Raw genomic sequence first — 17,877 nt, forward strand, 5'->3', positions numbered from 1 at the left:
CCGAGCGCCCGCCCCGCACCGGGGCGGGCGCTCGGTGCTCGTCCACCGTTCCTTGGAGGGGAACCCATGCCCGAGCTGCCCGAGGTCGAGGTCGTACGGCGCGGACTCGAGCGGTGGGTCGCCCACCGGACCGTCGCCGACGCCGAGGTGCTGCACCCGCGCGCGGTACGCCGTCACCTCGCCGGCGCCGACGACTTCGCGCACCGGCTGAAGGGGCACCGCGTCGGCGTCCCCAGCCGCCGCGGCAAGTACCTGTGGCTGCCCCTGGAGGACACCGGCCAGTCGGTCCTGGCCCACCTCGGCATGAGCGGCCAGCTGCTGGTCCAGCCGCACACGGCGCCGGACGAGAAGCACCTGCGCGTCCGCGTCCGCTTCACCGACGCCCGGGACACCGAACTCCGCTTCGTCGACCAGCGCACCTTCGGCGGTCTGTCGCTGCACGACACCACCCCCGACGGACTGCCCGACGTCATCGCGCACATCGCCCGGGACCCCCTCGACCCGCTCTTCGACGAGGAGGCGTTCCACCAGGCGCTGCGCCGCAGGCGGACCACCATCAAACGGGCCCTGCTCGACCAGTCACTGATCAGCGGCGTCGGCAACATCTACGCCGACGAGGCGCTGTGGCGGGCCCGCATCCACTACGAGCGCCCGACGGCCGGCTTCACCCGCCCGCGCACCCTGCTCCTGCTGGGCCACGTCCGGGACGTCATGAACGCCGCGCTCGCGGTGGGCGGCACCAGCTTCGACAGTCTCTACGTCAACGTCAACGGGGAGTCCGGCTACTTCGACCGGTCCCTGGACGCGTACGGCCGTGAGGGTCTGCCCTGCCGCCGCTGCGGTACGCCGATGCGCCGGCGGGCGTGGATGAACCGGTCCAGCTGCTTCTGCCCGAGGTGTCAGCGGGCGCCGCGCGTCTCGTCGTAGCGTTCACGGGCCTGGAGCACGGCGTCCATGCTGCCCTCGACGCACTCGATGAGGGCCAGCAGACGCCGGGTGACCTCGTGGCCCAGCGGGGTCAGTTCGTAGTCCACGCGGGGCGGGTTGGTCGGCTGGGCCTCGCGGTGCACCAGGCCGTCGCGCTCCAGCGCGTGCAGCGTCTGGGAGAGCATCTTCTCGCTCACCCCGTCGACCCGGCGGCGCAGTTCGTTGAACCGGAGCGATCCCTCGTGGAGCGCGCCGAGGGTCAGCGCGCCCCAACGCCCGGTCACATGCTCCAGCGTGCCGCGGGACGGGCACGCCCTGGCGAACACGTTGAAGGGGAGCTCCTGCTCCTCCGGGCGCCGCACGGTCGTCATGAGACCAGCCTACGTCAGGGCAGCGCTGACCCTCGGATTGCGCTGACTGAAAGTCAGTACCCGAAGTTCTGGGTCCACCACGGGCCGCCCGACCCCATGTGGACGCCCACGCCCAGCGTCTTGAAGTCGCAGTTCAGTATGTTCGCCTTGTGGCCGGGGCTGTCCATCCAGGCCTGCATCACGGACTCGGCGTCGGTCTGGCCCCGGGCGATGTTCTCGCCGCCCAGGTTGCCTATGCCGGCCGCCTTGGCCCGGTCCCACGGGGTGTCGCCGTCGGGGTCCGTGTGGTCGAAGAAGCCCCGGGCGGCCATGTCGTCGCTGAACGCCGTGGCCAGACCGGTCAGCGCGCTGTCCGCGGTGACCGGGCTGCACCCCGCCTTGGCCCGCTCCACGTTGACCAGCCGGAGCACCTCGGTCCCGGCGACGGCCTCCGCCGACCCGGTCACCGGACTGCTCGTCTTCTTCTCCGGCTCCGGCGTCGCCTTGCGGGAGGGCGCCTCCTCCGCGGTCTTCTCCGGGGCCGCCGCGGTCTCCTTCTTCTCCGGGGTCTTCTTCTCCGGGGTCTTCGTCGGCGCGGCCGACGCCGAGGCCGGCGCGGACGGTTCGGGCGAGGTGGAGCGCTCGGTGTCGCGGCTCGCCGGGGTGCCGGCGTCACGGCTCGGGCTCTCCAGGCTGCCGGACCTGCCGCCCTGCTCGCCGGGCGAGTTGGTGGGCAGGTCACCGGCCTGCACGCTGTCACCGGAGGTGCTGTCGCCGCCGAGCCGGTAGTTCTCCAGACCGGGCACCGTGCCCGTGGCCACCGCCACCGTGCCGAGGGCCACCGCGGCGGAGACACCGAGCAGGCCGGTACGGACCGGGGCCGCGGCCTTCTTCTTCCGGCGCCGGTGCCCGCCGCCGCGGGGCGCGTCGTCGGGCGCGAGGCCGTCACCGGCGAAGGCGTGGCCGATCCGGTCCGGGCCCGTCGGGAAGTCGGCGTCAGGGAAGCCGCCGCGGGTGAGGTCGCCGCCCCCGGCGGGGGTTCCGGCGCCGTCCGTCGCGTAGAGGTAGGCCTCGCTCCTCGCGTACGTCTCGGCGTACGCCTGCGGGTTCAGATACGGCGCGGTGCCCATCGTGGGCGGGCCGTCCCCCCGGTCGCCTCTCGGGTGCGGGACGCCGTCGTGGGTGACTCCGGTGGCGCGGCCCGTGGCGGCGCGGTCGGCGGCGGAGCGTCGGTGGCGTCCCATGTCCTGGCCTTCCTCGTCCTCGCGGTCGACTCGTACTGGCGACCAACCCGAAACGCGACGATCACGAAACTCACACGAACGAGTGAGTTTCATATGAGATTCACGGGTGGGGACGCTACCGCATGGCGCAAGGGCACGGTGTGCCCCCGGTGGCTTTGTCCGGTTAGGTTGCAGCCATGAGCGAGGATGTGCGACTGGTCGCCTGGGTGCGCGGCCATGTCCAAGGTGTGGGTTTCCGCTGGTTCACCCGGGCCAAGGCGCTGGAGATCGGCGGCCTGAGTGGTTTTGCTCTCAATCTGGGCGACGGCAGGGTCCAAGTGGTCGCCGAGGGCGCCCGCGAACGCTGCGAGGGGCTGCTCGACTGGCTCCAGGCCGGCGACACGCCCGGACGCGTGGACGGAGTCACCGAGATCTGGGACACACCGCGCGGCGGCTACGAGGGCTTCGCCGTCCGCTGATCCCGCCCCCTCCGGGGGCCCCGAGCGTCACCGGCGGTCCGGACTACAGGCCCTTTCCGGAGAAAAAGTCCTGGTGATTGCCGAGAAGGGCTTGCCGTGGAGGGCGCCGGCCGCCAAGATGATCGCCACGTCCCGAGGACCCGTGAGACGTGCGCCGCCGCCGTTCGCCGGCCGTGCGCACCCGGTTGTCCGCCAATACGGGGCGTGATCGTGTTGACCCTCAAACTTTTTGGTGAGACGCTGAAAGCCCCGCGCACCTTAGCTGTTTGGCATGGCTGAACGGCAGCACGACGCCAGGCCTGCCAAGCACCGCGGGTGCGAATCCCTCACGACCCACACCGCATCGGTCGGTCACTCAGTGTGGAGGACCATCCATCATGGCAAAGGCGCTTCTCGGTTACGTCGGCGGCTCCGACCCGCGACTCCTCGCCGAGATGCGACGGCTCCAGCAGCGCGTCCAGGACCTGGAATCCGAGCTCGTACGGATCCAGGCGGAGAACGAAGCGCTTTCGGCTGCCGCTTCTCACGACAGGATCATGGAGAGCGTTGACGCACACCAGGCGGAGCCTGCGCTCACCTGATCATCGCACCGCTGATCACTTCACCGCTGTACGCACAGCACAGCAGTGGTCGGGCCCGCCCGTCACCACCGCCAAGCAGTCAGAATTGCAAGGGACGCCCCGGCGTCCCTTCTTTCTTTCCCGCCTCCGCGACCTCGCCCCGGCACCCGCGCCCGCGCACGGTGCTCCTTGTCCCGCGCATCCTTTCACCGTCTTCAACGTCTGGTGTGCCCTGCGCGTTCACCCGCGAAACCGTGCGTTCATGGAGTGAGACCTGACCGGCGGGTAGAGTCCGACGGCGTGCACCTCAAGGCCCTGACCCTCCGCGGCTTCAAGTCGTTCGCCTCCGCGACCACGCTCCGCTTCGAGCCGGGGATCACCTGCGTCGTGGGTCCGAACGGCTCGGGCAAGTCCAATGTCGTGGACGCGCTCAGCTGGGTCATGGGCGAGCAGGGCGCCAAGTCGCTGCGCGGCGGCAAGATGGAGGACGTCATCTTCGCCGGCACCACCGGCCGCCCGCCGCTGGGCCGTGCCGAGGTGTCCCTGACCATTGACAACTCCGACGGTGCCCTCCCCATCGAGTACGCCGAGGTCACCATCACGCGGATCATGTTCCGCAACGGCGGCAGCGAGTACCAGATCAACGGCGACACCTGCCGGCTCCTCGACATCCAGGAACTGCTCTCCGACTCCGGCATCGGCCGGGAGATGCACGTCATCGTCGGCCAGGGCCGGCTCGACTCCGTGCTGCACGCCGACCCCACGGGCCGCCGCGCCTTCATCGAGGAGGCCGCCGGCGTCCTCAAGCACCGCAAGCGCAAGGAGAAGGCGCTGCGGAAGCTGGACGCGATGCAGGCCAACCTCGCCCGCGTGCAGGACCTCACCGAAGAGCTGCGGCGCCAGCTCAAGCCGCTCGGCCGCCAGGCCGCCGTCGCGCGGCGGGCCGCTGTCATCCAGGCCGACCTGCGCGACGCCCGGCTGCGGCTGCTCGCCGACGACCTCGTACGGCTGCGCGAGGCGCTGCAGGCCGAGATCGCCGACGAGGCGGCCCTCAAGGAGCGCAAGGAGGCGACCGAGGCCGAGCTGGGGAAGGCCCTCCGGCGCGAGGCCCACCTGGAGGACGAGGTGCGCCGGCTCACCCCGCGGCTGCAGGGCGCCCAGCAGACCTGGTACGAGCTCTCCCAGCTCGCCGAGCGGGTGCGCGGCACGATCTCGCTGGCCGACGCGCGCGTGAAGAGCGCGACCTCCGCGCCCCCCGAGGAGCGGCGCGGCCGGGACCCGGAGGACATGGAGCGCGAGGCCGCGCGCATCCGGGAACAGGAGGCCGAACTGGAGGCCGCCCTGGAGGCGGCCGAACGCGCCCTGGAGGACACGGTCGCCCACCGCGCGGAGCTGGAACGCGAACTCGCCCAGGAGGAACGGCGCCTGAAGGACGTCGCGCGGGCCATCGCCGACCGGCGTGAGGGGCTCGCCCGGCTCAAGGGACAGGTGGGCGCGGCCCGTTCGCGTGCCGCCGCCGCCCAGGCCGAGATCGAGCGGCTGGCCGCCGCCCGTGACGAGGCCCGGGAGCGGGCCGTCGCCGCGCAGGAGGAGTACGAGGCCCTCAAGGCCGAGGTCGACGGCCTCGACGCGGGCGACGCCGAACTCGCCGAGCGGCATGAGGACGCCAAGCGGCGGCTCGCGGAGGCCGAGACCGCCCTCACCGCCGCCCGCGAGGCGGTCACCGCCGCGGAACGGAGGCGCGCCGCGACCCAGGCCCGCCACGAGGCCCTCGCGCTCGGCCTGCGCCGCAAGGACGGCACCGGCGCCCTGCTGGGCGCGAAGGACCGCCTCACGGGGCTGCTGGGCCCGGCCGCGGAGCGGCTGACGGTGACGGCCGGCCACGAGGTACCGCTCGCGGCCGCGCTCGGCACGGCGGCGGACGCCCTCGCGGTGACCTCACCGTCCGCCGCGGCCGACGCCATCCGCCTGCTGCGCAAGCAGGACGCGGGCCGGGCGGCCCTGCTCCTGGCGGGGGCACCGGAGCTCCGCACGGGCGCGGGGGACCGCGCGACCGGCCACGACGGACCCGCAGCCGCCGGACCGCCCGCCTCCGCCCTCCCCGCCGAGCACCTCGTGAGCGGACCCGCGGACCTCATGCCGGCCGTACGACGGCTCCTGCACGGCATCGTCGTCGTCGGCACCCTGGAGGACGCCGAGGAAGTCGTCGCCGCCCACCCCGGCCTCACCGCCGTCACCGCCGAAGGCGACCTCCTCGGCGCCCACTTCGCGCAGGGCGGTTCGGCGGGCGCCCCCAGCCTGCTGGAAGTACAGGCGTCCGTGGACGAGGCCGCCGCCGAGCTGGAGGAGCTGGCCGTGCGGTGCGCGGAGCTGGCCGAGGCGCAGGAGGCGGCGGCCGGGCGGCGCAGGGAGTGCGCGGCCCTCGTCGAGGACCTCGGGGAGCGGCGCCGGGCCGCGGACCGGGAGAAGTCCTCCGTCGCCCAGCAGCTCGGCCGGCTCGCCGGGCAGGCGCGCGGCGCCGCCGGGGAGGCCGAGCGGGCCGGCGCCGCCGCGGCCCGGGCGCAGGAAGCCCTCGACACCGCGCTCACCGACGCCGAGGAACTCGCCGAGCGGCTCGAGGTCGCCGAGGAGACGCCGTACGAGGAGGAGCCCGACACCTCCGTGCGCGACCGGCTCGCCGCCGACGGGGCCAACGCCCGTCAGACCGAGATGGAGGCCCGCCTCCAGGCCCGTACGCACGAGGAACGGGTCAAGGGGCTCGCCGGACGGGCCGACTCACTGGACCGCGCCGCCCGCGCGGAACGCGAGGCACGCGCGCGTGCCGAACAGCGCCGGGCCCGGCTGCGGCACGAGGCGGAAGTCGCCCGGGCCGTCGCCGCCGGCGCTCGGACCCTCCTCGCGCACGTCGAGGTCTCCCTCGCCCGCGCCGACCAGGAGCGCGCCGCCGCCGACGCGGCCAGGGCCCACCGTGAGCAGGAACTCGCCCGAGCCCGCACCGAGGGGCGCGATCTCAAGGCGGAACTCGACAAGTTGACGGATTCGGTTCACCGGGGCGAGGTACTCGGCGCCGAGAAACGGTTGCGGATGGAGCAGCTGGAGACCAGGGCGCTGGAGGAGCTGGGTGTCGAACCGGCCGGGCTGGTGGCGGAGTACGGCCCGCAGCAGCCGGTGCCGCCCTCGCCCCCCGCCGAGGGCGAGCAACTGCCGGAGGACCCGGAGCACCCGCGCAACAGGCCCCGTCCCTTCGTACGGGCCGAGCAGGAGAAGCGCCTGAAGGCCGCCGAGCGCGCCTACCAGCAGCTCGGCAAGGTGAACCCGCTCGCCCTGGAGGAATTCGCGGCGCTCGAGGAACGCCACCAGTTCCTCAGCGAGCAACTGGAGGACCTGCGGAAGACCCGCGCGGACCTGCTCCAGGTCGTCAAGGAGGTCGACGAACGCGTCGAGCAGGTCTTCACCGAGGCCTACCGGGACACCGCGCGCGAGTTCGAGGGCGTCTTCTCCCGGCTGTTCCCGGGCGGTGAGGGACGCCTGGTGCTGACCGACCCCGACAACATGCTCACCACGGGCGTGGACGTCGAGGCGCGTCCGCCCGGCAAGAAGGTCAAGCGCCTCTCCCTGCTCTCGGGCGGCGAGCGGTCGCTGACCGCCGTGGCGATGCTCGTGTCGATCTTCAAGGCGCGGCCCAGCCCGTTCTACGTCATGGACGAGGTCGAGGCCGCCCTCGACGACACCAACCTCCAGCGGCTGATCCGGATCATGCAGGAGCTGCAGGAGGCCTCGCAGCTGATCGTGATCACGCACCAGAAGCGCACCATGGAGGTCGCCGACGCGCTCTACGGCGTCTCCATGCAGGGCGACGGCGTATCCAAGGTCATCAGCCAGCGTCTGCGCTAGAGCGGCACTAAGCCTTCAAGTTCCGAACACCCTTTCCTTTGGTGCGTCTCCAAACTCACACGACAACACCTATTGACTTCAAAAGTTGAAGACATAGTCTCTGCAATGTTGCTTTTACCTTCAGGTACCTTCAGCTGGACCTCGAAGGGCTGACCCCCCACCCGGCGATGTTGCCGGTGGCCCGAGGAGTACAACGTGACCAGCACATCGCAGGCACAGCAGTCAGGAGCCCGGGCGGCTCAACCCGAACATCTCGGGCACGTCATCTTCATCGCGGCGGCGGCCGCCATGGGCGGTTTCCTCTTCGGCTACGACAGCTCCGTGATCAACGGTGCCGTCGAGGCCATCCGCGACCGCTACGACATCGGCTCCGCCGCGCTCGCGCAGGTCATCGCCGTCGCCCTGATCGGCTGTGCCATCGGCGCCGCGACCGCCGGCCGCATAGCCGACCGCATCGGCCGCATCCGGTGCATGCAGATCGCCGCGGTCCTGTTCACCATCAGCGCCGTCGGCTCCGCGCTGCCCTTCGCGCTGTGGGACCTCGCCTTCTGGCGGGTCGTCGGCGGCTTCGCCATCGGCATGGCCTCCGTCATCGGCCCGGCCTACATCGCCGAGGTCGCCCCGCCCGCCTACCGCGGCCGGCTCGGCTCCTTCCAGCAGGCCGCGATCGTCGTCGGCATCGCCGTCTCGCAGCTGGTCAACTGGGGCATCCTCAACGCCGCCGACGGCGACCAGCGCGGTGAGCTGATGGGCCTGGAGGCCTGGCAGGTCATGCTCGGCGTCATGGTGATCCCCGCCGTCCTCTACGGCCTGCTCTCCTTCGCCATCCCCGAGTCCCCGCGCTACCTGATCTCCGTCGGCAAGCACGAGCGCGCCCGGCAGATCCTCGAGGAGGTCGAGGGCAAGGAGATCGACCTGGACGCCCGCGTCACCGAGATCGAGTCGGCGATGCACCGCGAGGAGAAGTCCAGCTTCAAGGACCTGCTCGGCGGCAGCTTCTTCTTCAAGCCGATCGTCTGGATCGGCATCGGCCTGTCGGTGTTCCAGCAGTTCGTCGGCATCAACGTCGCCTTCTACTACTCCTCGACGCTGTGGCAGTCGGTCGGCGTCGACCCGACGGACTCGTTCTTCTACTCGTTCACCACGTCGATCATCAACATCGTCGGCACCGTCATCGCGATGATCTTCGTCGACCGCGTCGGCCGCAAGCCGCTCGCGATCATCGGCTCCGTCGGCATGGTGATCGGCCTCGCCCTCGAGGCCTGGGCCTTCTCCGCCGACCTCGTCGACGGACAGCTGCCCGCCACCCAGGGCTGGGTCGCCCTGATCGCCGCGCACGTCTTCGTCCTCTTCTTCGCCCTGTCCTGGGGCGTGGTCGTCTGGGTCATGCTCGGCGAGATGTTCCCCAACCGGATCCGCGCCGCCGCCCTCGGCGTCGCCGCCGCCGCGCAGTGGGTCGCCAACTGGGCCATCACCGCGAGCTTCCCCTCGCTGGCCGACTGGAACCTGTCGGTCACCTACGTGATCTACACGGTCTTCGCCGCGCTCTCCATCCCGTTCGTCCTGAAGTTCGTGAAGGAGACGAAGGGCAAGTCGCTGGAGGAGATGGGCTGAGCAGCAGCCCCCCAAGTCCGGGGAGAAGGACCCAAGTCCCCGCTGTCCCTCTCCTCGTACCCTCACCGCCGCCCCCGCCCGGGTCACCCGGGCGGGGGCGGCGGCGCGTTCTCCCCGGGGACCGGGTGTCCGGCGTGCCCTCGCGTACCCCGCGCGTAGAACGAACGGCCTTGCGGGAGGTCACGCCATACTGGGGCTGTTATGGACATCGTCATCCTTGCTGTAGTCATCGCCGTGGTCGTGCTCGGCGCGCTCGGCGGGCTCATCGTCGGCAGCCGGCGCAGGAAGCCGCTGCCCCCGCCGCCGCCCGCCGCGCCCGACATCACCGCCCCTCCGGCCGAACCGCACGTCGGCGAAGAGGCCGAGACGCCGCGGGAGGAACCGCGGCGCACCATAGAGGAGGTTGATCTTCCGGCGGGCGCGGGCCCCGTCGTCATCGAGGAACCGCCCGCCGCCGAGGCTCCCGAGATCGAGATCCCGGAGCCCACCGCCGGCCGTCTGGTCCGGCTGCGGGCCCGTCTCTCCCGTTCGCAGAACGCCCTGGGCAAGGGCCTGCTCGTCCTGCTGTCCCGCGAGCACCTCGACGAGGACACCTGGGAGGAGATCGAGGACACCCTGCTCACCGCCGACGTCGGTGTGCAGCCCACCCAGGAACTGGTCGAGCGGCTGCGCGAGCGCGTGAAGGTGCTCGGCACCCGCACCCCCGAGGAGCTGCGCGGACTGCTCCGCGAGGAGCTGATCGCGCTGGTCGGTCCCGGGATGGACCGCACCGTGCACACCGAGAACGCGGCCGGCGGCCCCGGCATCGTGATGGTCGTCGGCGTCAACGGCACCGGCAAGACCACCACCACCGGCAAGCTCGCCCGCGTCCTGGTCGCCGACGGCAACACCGTCGTGCTCGGTGCCGCCGACACCTTCCGTGCCGCCGCCGCCGACCAGCTGCAGACCTGGGGCGAGCGGGTCGGCGCCCACACCGTGCGCGGCCCGGAGGGCGGTGACCCCGCCTCCGTCGCGTTCGACGCGGTCAAGGAGGGCAAGGAGATGGCCGCCGACGCCGTGCTCATCGACACCGCGGGGCGGCTGCACACCAAGACCGGCCTCATGGACGAGCTCGGCAAGGTCAAGCGGGTCGTGGAGAAGCAGGCCCCGCTGGACGAGGTGCTGCTCGTGCTCGACGCCACCACCGGTCAGAACGGTCTGGTGCAGGCCCGGGTCTTCGCCGAGGTCGTCGACATCACCGGCATCGTGCTCACCAAGCTGGACGGTACGGCCAAGGGCGGCATCGTGATCGCCGTGCAGCGCGAGCTGGGCGTGCCGGTCAAGCTGGTCGGGCTCGGCGAGGGCGCGGACGATCTGGCGCCGTTCGAGCCGGAGGCGTTCGTGGACGCGCTCATCGGGGAGTGAGCCCCTGACTCCGACTCCGACTCCGACTCCGTCGGACGGATACGGCGGACGCGAAGAAGCGCCCGCCCCCGAGTGGACCGGGGGACGGGCGCTTCGCCGTGTCCGGGGGCGTGCGGCGTCGGTGTGGGTCGGGGGTGGTTCGCGCAGCCCGGCGCTCACGGGGTGCCTCCCCCGGAGGGGTACCCCCAGCGCCCACCCGTGCCGCCCTGGGGGCACCTCCCAGGCCCTTCAGGCACTGGGGGAGGCACGACTGCCCGCGGGAGCGGCGGGGACGGTGGGATGGGGGACGGCGGCTAGGCACCCGACCGGTGTGCCACGTACGCCAGGGTGCCCAGCAGCAGACGCGCCTCGGGCGGCCGGGACGCCGAGTCCAGGGCGGGGGAGCGGAGCCAGCGCACCGGGCCCAGGTCGCCCCGGTCGGACGGCGGTGCCGTGATGTGCGCACCGGGTCCCAGGCCGTGCAGGTCCAGGGCGGCCGGGTCGTCCCAGCCCATGCGGTAGAGCAGCTCGGGCAGTGCGGCGGCGGCACCGGGGGCGACGAAGAAGTGGGCGCGGCCGTCCGGGGTGGCGGCGACCGGGCCGACCGGCAGACCCATGCGCTCCAGCCGGGCCAGGGCGTGACGTCCGGCGGCCTCCGCGACCTCGATCACGTCGAACGCCCGCCCGACCGGCAGCATCAGCGAGGCCCCCGGGAACTCCGACCAGATCGCGGTGACCTCGTCCAGCGGGGCCCCGGCGCGGATCACCGGCGCGCGGTCCAGCGGATGTGCGCCCGGTGCCCGGCAGTCGGCGCGGCCGCAGGAGCAGGCGCCAGCGGCGGCCCGGACGCCCGGCACCACCTCCCAGCCCCACAGCCCGGTGTACTCCGCCACGACGGTGCCGTCCGAGGAGCGGCTCCGGCGACGCGAGCCGGACCGGATGTCGCGGATGCCCCGACTGATACCGATCGTGAAGCCCATGCCCCCTCCAACGGGTCCGACGTACCGACGGTCACGCATCGAACGCGGTATGTGACTCTCTGTTTCCAGCTTCCCGGTGCCGCTCCACTCAACCGGCGCCCCGAAGCGCCCGGGGTGGTGCGTCCGGCGATGCGCGCCCCTCGGTGCATCGCTGCACCCGCTTTTGGCCGTGCCGTGTCAAGTGAATCGCGGGATGGCAACGGTGAGTTCATTCGAAGGGGTGGCGAATGGTGGCGATTGCGGTTCCGCCATGGTGGGGCGAGTGATCATAGGGTTACTTTGTGTGCACGGCTTCTTGGGGCACATGCACTCGTGGGTATGCCGGAGGCAACTCGGCTTTCCGTTCGAAGGGTGACAACCGTCGGACGGGCGGCCCCGACGACCGGCATTCTGATAGGGCTTGGCGCACTCGGCGACAAGTGGTCTTCAGGGATGGGGGCGTTCCAGTGAGCGGCAACGGCGGTGGCGGGACGAACGCTGCGAGTGCGGAGAAACGCCCGAACGAGCTGCTCGCGTCGTGGTTCGTCCGCAGCGGCTGGTCCAAGGGCGAGCTCGCCCGCCAGGTCAACCGCAGGGCACGCCAGCTGGGCGCCAACCACATCTCCACCGACACCTCGCGCGTGCGCCGCTGGCTGGACGGCGAGAACCCGCGCGAGCCGATCCCCAGAATCCTGTCCGAACTGTTCTCCGAACGCTTCGGCGTCGTCGTCTCCGTCGAGGACCTGGGCCTGCGCACCACTCGTCCGGCACCCTCCGCGACCGGCGTCGACCTGCCCTGGACGGGCCCGCAGACCGTGGCCCTGCTCAGCGAGTTCTCGCGCAGCGACCTGATGCTGGCGCGGCGCGGCTTCCTCGGGAGCTCGCTGGCCCTCTCCGCGGGCCCGTCCCTCATCGAGCCCATGCAGCGCTGGCTCGTCCCCTCCCCGTCCGCCCCCCTGCCGCGGCCCGAGGCCGACCCGGTGTCCTCCTCCGCGCGCGCCCGCGGCCGGCTGTCCAAGCCGGAGCTGGACCTGCTGGAGACCACCACCGTGATGTTCCGGCAGTGGGACGCCCAGTGCGGCGGCGGCCTGCGCCGCAAGGCGGTCGTCGGACAGCTGCACGAGGTGACCGACCTGCTCCAGGAACCCCAGCCCGAGGCCACCACCCGACGCCTGTTCAAGGTCGCCGCCGAACTCGCCGAGCTGGCCGGCTGGATGTCGTACGACGTCGGGCTCCAGCCCACCGCGCAGAAGTACTTCGTGCTCGCCCTGCACGCCGCCAAGGAGGCCGGGGACCGGCCGCTCGGCTCGTACGTGCTGTCCAGCATGAGCAGGCAGATGATCCACCTCGGCAGGCCCGAGGACGCCCTGGAGCTGATCCACCTCGCGCAGTACGGCAGCCGGGACTGCGCCAGCCCGCGCACCCAGTCCATGCTGTATGCGATGGAGGCCCGCGCCTACGCCAACATGGGCCAGCCCGGCCGCTGCAAGCGGGCGGTGCGGATGGCCGAGGACACCTTCGCCGAGGCCGACGAGTGGGACGAGCCCGACGCCGACTGGATCGGCTTCTTCTCCGAGGCCGAGCTGTACGCGGAGAACGCCCACTCCTTCCGCGACCTCGCCTATGTCGCCGGCCGCAGCCCCACCTACGCCTCGCTCGCCGAGCCGCTGATGCGGCGGGCCGTGGAGCTGTTCGGCCGGGAGGGCGGCGAACACCAGCGCTCCTACGCCCTCAACCTGATCGGCATGGCCACCGTCCACCTGCTGCAGAGCGAGCCCGAGCAGAGCGCGGTTCTCGCCACCGACGCCATCAAGGCGGCCAAGAAAGTCCGTTCCGAGCGCGTCAACACTCGTATCCGAAAGACGGTCGACACCGCCGTACGCGACTTCGGGGACCTCGCCGAAGTCGTCGAACTCAGCGAGCGGCTCGCGATCGAGCTGCCCGAGACCGCGGACGCGGTCTGACACCCCGAGGTACCGCCAGGCCCCGGCCGCGGCCGGCCCTCCCGAACTGCCCGACTCGGCTCCCCCATGCCAGGTCATTCGGAGGCCGGCCGCGGCCGGTCGTGTGTCCGCCCGGCCACGGCTCACCGCCGCACACCGAAGGGTGCGCCACGACAACGATCGGCGCGCCCCGGATCCGGCGGTTCACCGACCCGTAACACGCCGGGTGCCTTCGTCACGGCGGCGAAACAACGAGGGGCTTCCACCGAAACGGCGCTGCGCCAATCTCATGGCGCATAACCGGCCCACCCCTCGATCCGCTCGAGGCTTCGCCCGCACGGGGCCGTACCAACGACGAGGAGACGCCGATGGCACCAGCCATCACCCTGGCCGCAGACGCGCCCACGCTGTCCGCCGCCAACACAGGGTTCATGCTCATCTGTTCCGCCCTGGTGATGCTCATGACCCCGGGCCTGGCCTTCTTCTACGGAGGCATGGTCCGCGTCAAGAGCACCCTGAACATGCTGATGATGAGCTTCATCAGCCTCGGCATCGTCACCGTCCTGTGGGTGCTGTACGGCTTCTCCATGGCGTTCGGCACCGACTCCGGGGGCGTCATCGGCTGGAACTCCGACTGGGTCGGCCTGAGCGACATCGGCCTCACCGAACTCTGGGACGGCTACACCATCCCCGTCTTCGTCTTCCTGGTCTTCCAGCTGATGTTCGCCGTCCTCACCCCCGCGCTGATCAGCGGCGCCCTCGCGGACCGCGTGAAGTTCACCGCGTGGGCGCTGTTCGTCGCCCTGTGGGCCACGATCGTCTACTTCCCGGTCGCGCACTGGGTCTGGGGCGCCGGCGGCTGGGCCTTCGAGCTCGGCGTCATCGACTTCGCCGGCGGTACGGCGGTCCACATCAACGCCGGTGCCGCCGCGCTCGGCGTGATCCTCGTCATCGGCAAGCGGATCGGCTTCAAGAAGGACCCGATGCGCCCGCACAGCCTCCCGCTGGTCATGCTCGGCGCCGGGCTCCTGTGGTTCGGCTGGTTCGGCTTCAACGCCGGATCCTGGCTCGGCAACGACGACGGCGTCGGCGCGCTGATGTTCGTCAACACCCAGGTCGCCACCGGCGCCGCCGTCCTCGGCTGGCTCGCCTACGAGAAGATCCGCCACGGTGCCTTCACCACGCTGGGCGCCGCCTCCGGCGCGGTCTCCGGCCTGGTCGCCATCACCCCGGCCGGCGGCGCGGTCTCCCCGCTCGGCGCGATCGCCGTCGGCGTCATCGCCGGTGTGCTGTGCGCCATGGCCGTCGGCCTGAAGTACAAGCTCGGCTACGACGACTCCCTCGACGTCGTCGGCGTGCACCTCGTCGGCGGCATCCTCGGCTCCCTGCTCGTCGGCTTCTTCGCCACCGGCAAGGGCCAGTCCGACGTCGCGGGCCTCTTCTACGGCGGCGGCCTGGACCAGTTCTGGAAGCAGTGCGCCGGTGTCTTCGGCGTCCTCGCCTACTCCCTGGTCGTCTCCGCGATCCTGGCCTTCCTCCTGGACAGGACCATCGGTATGCGAGTCTCCGAGGACGACGAGGTGGCCGGCATCGACCAGGCCGAGCACGCCGAGACCGCATACGACTTCAGCGGCGCCGGAGGCGGCGCGGCCCGCACCGCGGTCACCGCCCCCGTCGCCCCGGCCGAGAGCAAGAAGGTGGACGCATGAAGCTCATCACCGCCGTCGTCAAGCCGCACCGGCTCGACGAGATCAAGGAGGCCCTGCAGGCCTTCGGAGTACACGGCCTGACCGTCACCGAGGCCAGCGGCTACGGCCGCCAGCGCGGCCACACCGAGGTCTACCGCGGCGCCGAGTACACCGTCGACCTGGTGCCCAAGATCCGCATCGAGGTGCTCGTCGAGGACGACGACGCCGAGCAGTTGATCGACGTCGTGGTCAAGGCGGCCCGCACCGGCAAGATCGGCGACGGCAAGGTCTGGTCGGTCCCGGTCGAGACGGCCGTACGGGTGCGGACCGGCGAGCGCGGTCCGGACGCGCTCTGAGGCAGGCGAACGGAACAGGAGCCGCCGGGTGACGGGGACGGACATGCGAGACGAGACAGAGGGCTCGGGACCCAGCGGCTACGCGGCGGCCCGGCTGCACCTTCTCACCGAGGAGGCGCGGTCCGGGCCGCCGCGCCGTGCCGCCCTCGCGGACCTCACCGACGACTGGCTCGGCGGACTGTTCACGGCGGGCACGGAGGGGGCGCGCGGGGTGTCCCTGGTCGCCGTGGGCGGCTACGGGCGCGCGGAGCTGTCCCCCCGCAGCGACCTCGACCTCCTCCTGCTGCACGACGGCGGTGACCCCGAGGCGGTCGCCACCCTCGCGGACCGCCTCTGGTACCCCGTCTGGGACCTGGGCCTCGCCCTCGACCACTCCGTCCGCACCCCCGCCGAGGCCCGGAGGACGGCCGGCGAGGACCTCAAGGTCCAGCTCGGACTGCTGGACGCCCGGCACATCGCCGGTGACCTCGGCCTCACCACTGCCCTGCGCACGGCGGTCCTCGCCGACTGGCGCAACCAGGCGCCGAAGCGACTCCCCGCCCTGCGGGAGCTGTGCGAGGAACGCGCCGAACGCCAGGGCGAACTGCAGTACCTCCTGGAACCCGACCTCAAGGAGGCCCGCGGCGGACTGCGCGACGCCACCGCGCTGCGCGCCGTCGCCGCCTCCTGGCTCGCCGACGCCCCGCGCGAGGGCCTCGCCGACGCCCGCCGCCGGCTCCTCGACGTACGGGACGCCCTGCACCTGACGACCGGGCGCGCCACCGACCGGCTCGCGCTCCAGGAACAGGACCAGGTCGCGGCCGAGCTGGGCGTGCTCGACGCGGACGTACTGCTGCGGGAGGTCTACGAGGCCGCGCGGGTCATCGCCTACGCCGGTGACGTCACCTGGCGCGAGGTGGGACGCGTGCTGCGCTCCCGCGCGGTGCGGCCCCGACTGCGCGCCATGTGGGGCGGCGGGAAGCCGACGCCTGAGCGTTCCCCGCTGGCCGAAGGGGTCGTGGAACACGACGGCGAGGTGGTGCTCGCCCGTGCCGCGCGCCCCGAACGCGACCCCGTGCTCCCCCTGCGCGCCGCGGCCGCCGCCGCGCAGGCCGGGCTCCCGCTCTCGCTGCACGCCGCACGGCGCATGGCGACCGGTGCGCGCCCCCTGCCCACGCCGTGGCCCGCCGAGGCCCGGGAACAACTCGTGACCCTGCTGGGCTCGGGCCGCCCCACCGTCGAGGTCTGGGAGGCGCTGGAGGCGGAGGGCCTGGTCAGCCTGCTGCTGCCGGACTGGGACCGGGTGCGCTGCCGCCCGCAGCGCAACGCCGTGCACCTGTGGACCGTCGACCGGCACCTCATCGAGACCGCCGTGCGCGCCTCCGCGTTCACCCGCCGCGTCAGCCGCCCCGACCTGCTGCTGGTCGCCGCGCTGCTGCACGACATCGGCAAGGGCTGGCCCGGCGACCACTCGGTGGCCGGCGAGGTCATCGCCCGGGACGTGGCCGCCCGCATCGGCTTCGACCAGCACGACGTCACCGTGATCGCCACCCTCGTACGCCACCATCTGCTGCTCGTCGAGACCGCCACCCGGCGCGACCTGGAGGACCCCGCCACCGTGCGCGCGGTCGCCGACGCCGTCGGCGCCCAGGGCACCCTCGAACTGCTGCACGCCCTCACCGAGGCGGACGCCCTCGCCACCGGGCCGGCCGCCTGGTCGTCCTGGCGCGCCTCGCTCGTCGCCGACCTGGTCGAACGGGTCTCCGCCGTGCTGTCCGGAGACGCCCCGGACGGGCCCGAGGAGGCCGCGCCCACCGCGGAACAGGAACGCCTCGCGATCGAGGCGGTCGCCACGGGCGCGCCCGTGCTGTCCCTGCGGGCGCAGACCGAGCCGCCCGCCGAGCCCGCCGGTGATCCCGAACCACTGGGCGTGGAACTGCGCATCGCCGTACCCAACCAGGCGGGCGTGCTGCCCGCCGTGGCCGGGGTGCTCGCCCTGCACCGGCTGACCGTGCGGACGGCTGAGCTGCGCGCCCTGGACCTCCCGGACGGCGTCGACGGTTCGGTCCTGCTGCTGGACTGGCGGGTCGCCGCCGAGTACGGCTCCCTGCCCCAGGCCGCCCGGCTCCGCGCGGACCTCGTACGCACCCTCGACGGCACCCTGGACATCGCCGCCCGCCTCGCCGAACGGGACGCCGCCTACCCGCGCCGCCGGGGCGTGATCGCCCCGCCCCCGCGCGTGACGGTCGCCCCGGCCGCCTCCCGGCACGCCACGGTGATGGAGGTCCGCGCGCAGGACGCGCCGGGACTGCTGTTCCGGATCGGGCGGGCGCTGGAGGACGCGGCGGTGCGCGTGCGCAGCGCCCATGTCTCCACGCTCGGCGCGAACGCCGTCGACGCCTTCTACGTGACCGATGCCGAGGGCACGCCCCTGCCCGCGGAGGAGGCCGTGGCGGTGGCCCGGAAACTGGAGGAGACGTTGCGGGAGTGACCTCGTGGAAGCTCCGTGCGTCGATCGGGCG

Annotated in this window: 13 protein-coding genes; 10 read left to right on the forward strand and 3 right to left on the reverse strand. The window is 72.4% G+C overall.

Annotated elements, in window-relative coordinates:
* Positions 1–66 precede the first annotated feature (66 nt).
* The gene (gene mutM / locus AB0A94_RS05030) at positions 67–927 is read left to right on the forward strand and encodes a bifunctional DNA-formamidopyrimidine glycosylase/DNA-(apurinic or apyrimidinic site) lyase (protein ID WP_361738971.1); all 861 of its coding nucleotides are present in this window, start codon (positions 67–69) and stop codon (positions 925–927) included.
* Here the strand turns inward: mutM and AB0A94_RS05035 are convergent.
* Both AB0A94_RS05035 and AB0A94_RS05040 read right to left on the reverse strand, forming a co-directional pair.
* A complete protein-coding gene (locus AB0A94_RS05035) occupies positions 900–1,298 on the reverse strand; it encodes a helix-turn-helix domain-containing protein (protein WP_361738974.1) in 399 nt (132 codons plus the stop codon). The genes mutM and AB0A94_RS05035 overlap by 28 nt on opposite strands.
* Positions 1,299–1,351: 53 nt before the next feature.
* On the reverse strand, positions 1,352–2,521 hold the full coding sequence (locus AB0A94_RS05040; RefSeq protein ID WP_361738976.1) for a CAP domain-containing protein: 1,170 nt from the start codon (positions 2,519–2,521) through the stop codon (positions 1,352–1,354).
* A gap of 176 nt (positions 2,522–2,697) precedes the next feature.
* Between AB0A94_RS05040 and AB0A94_RS05045 the strand changes: the two genes are divergently transcribed.
* The 5 genes from AB0A94_RS05045 to ftsY all read left to right on the forward strand — a co-directional run bounded on the left by AB0A94_RS05045 (position 2,698) and on the right by ftsY (position 10,451).
* A complete protein-coding gene (locus tag AB0A94_RS05045; protein WP_361738979.1) occupies positions 2,698–2,979 on the forward strand; it encodes an acylphosphatase in 282 nt (93 codons plus the stop codon).
* Between the two features lie 377 nt (positions 2,980–3,356).
* A complete protein-coding gene (locus AB0A94_RS05050; RefSeq protein WP_189878311.1) occupies positions 3,357–3,560 on the forward strand; it encodes a hypothetical protein in 204 nt (67 codons plus the stop codon).
* Positions 3,561–3,839: 279 nt separating this feature from the next.
* The gene (gene smc / locus AB0A94_RS05055; RefSeq protein WP_361738982.1) at positions 3,840–7,433 is read left to right on the forward strand and encodes a chromosome segregation protein SMC; all 3,594 of its coding nucleotides are present in this window, start codon (positions 3,840–3,842) and stop codon (positions 7,431–7,433) included.
* Between the two features lie 195 nt (positions 7,434–7,628).
* On the forward strand, positions 7,629–9,047 hold the full coding sequence (locus AB0A94_RS05060) for a sugar porter family MFS transporter (RefSeq protein WP_361738984.1): 1,419 nt from the start codon (positions 7,629–7,631) through the stop codon (positions 9,045–9,047).
* A gap of 201 nt (positions 9,048–9,248) precedes the next feature.
* Positions 9,249–10,451, forward strand: a complete 1,203-nt coding sequence (ftsY, locus tag AB0A94_RS05065; protein ID WP_361738987.1) for a signal recognition particle-docking protein FtsY — start codon at positions 9,249–9,251, stop codon at positions 10,449–10,451.
* 293 nt (positions 10,452–10,744) lie between these two features.
* Here ftsY and AB0A94_RS05070 read toward each other — a convergent pair whose 3' ends face one another.
* Complete coding sequence (locus AB0A94_RS05070) at positions 10,745–11,410, reverse strand: bifunctional DNA primase/polymerase (protein ID WP_361738990.1); 666 nt, start codon at positions 11,408–11,410, stop codon at positions 10,745–10,747.
* 446 nt (positions 11,411–11,856) lie between these two features.
* Here AB0A94_RS05070 and AB0A94_RS05075 point away from each other — a divergent pair, with 446 nt between their 5' ends.
* From AB0A94_RS05075 to AB0A94_RS05090, 4 genes are all read left to right on the forward strand, one after another.
* Positions 11,857–13,353: a hypothetical protein gene (locus tag AB0A94_RS05075; protein ID WP_361738993.1), complete on the forward strand. Its 1,497-nt coding sequence runs from the start codon at positions 11,857–11,859 to the stop codon at positions 13,351–13,353.
* A 347-nt stretch (positions 13,354–13,700) separates the two neighbouring features.
* A complete protein-coding gene (locus AB0A94_RS05080; protein WP_361738996.1) occupies positions 13,701–15,041 on the forward strand; it encodes an ammonium transporter in 1,341 nt (446 codons plus the stop codon).
* Complete coding sequence (locus AB0A94_RS05085; protein ID WP_004924863.1) at positions 15,038–15,376, forward strand: P-II family nitrogen regulator; 339 nt, start codon at positions 15,038–15,040, stop codon at positions 15,374–15,376. Before AB0A94_RS05080 ends, AB0A94_RS05085 begins: the two co-directional genes overlap by 4 nt.
* 28 nt (positions 15,377–15,404) lie before the next feature.
* Positions 15,405–17,846, forward strand: a complete 2,442-nt coding sequence (locus tag AB0A94_RS05090) for a [protein-PII] uridylyltransferase (protein WP_361738999.1) — start codon at positions 15,405–15,407, stop codon at positions 17,844–17,846.
* Positions 17,847–17,877 lie beyond the last annotated feature (31 nt).

This window comes from Streptomyces sp. NPDC044984 (assembly GCF_040646935.1).
Classification (GTDB): domain Bacteria; phylum Actinomycetota; class Actinomycetes; order Streptomycetales; family Streptomycetaceae; genus Streptomyces.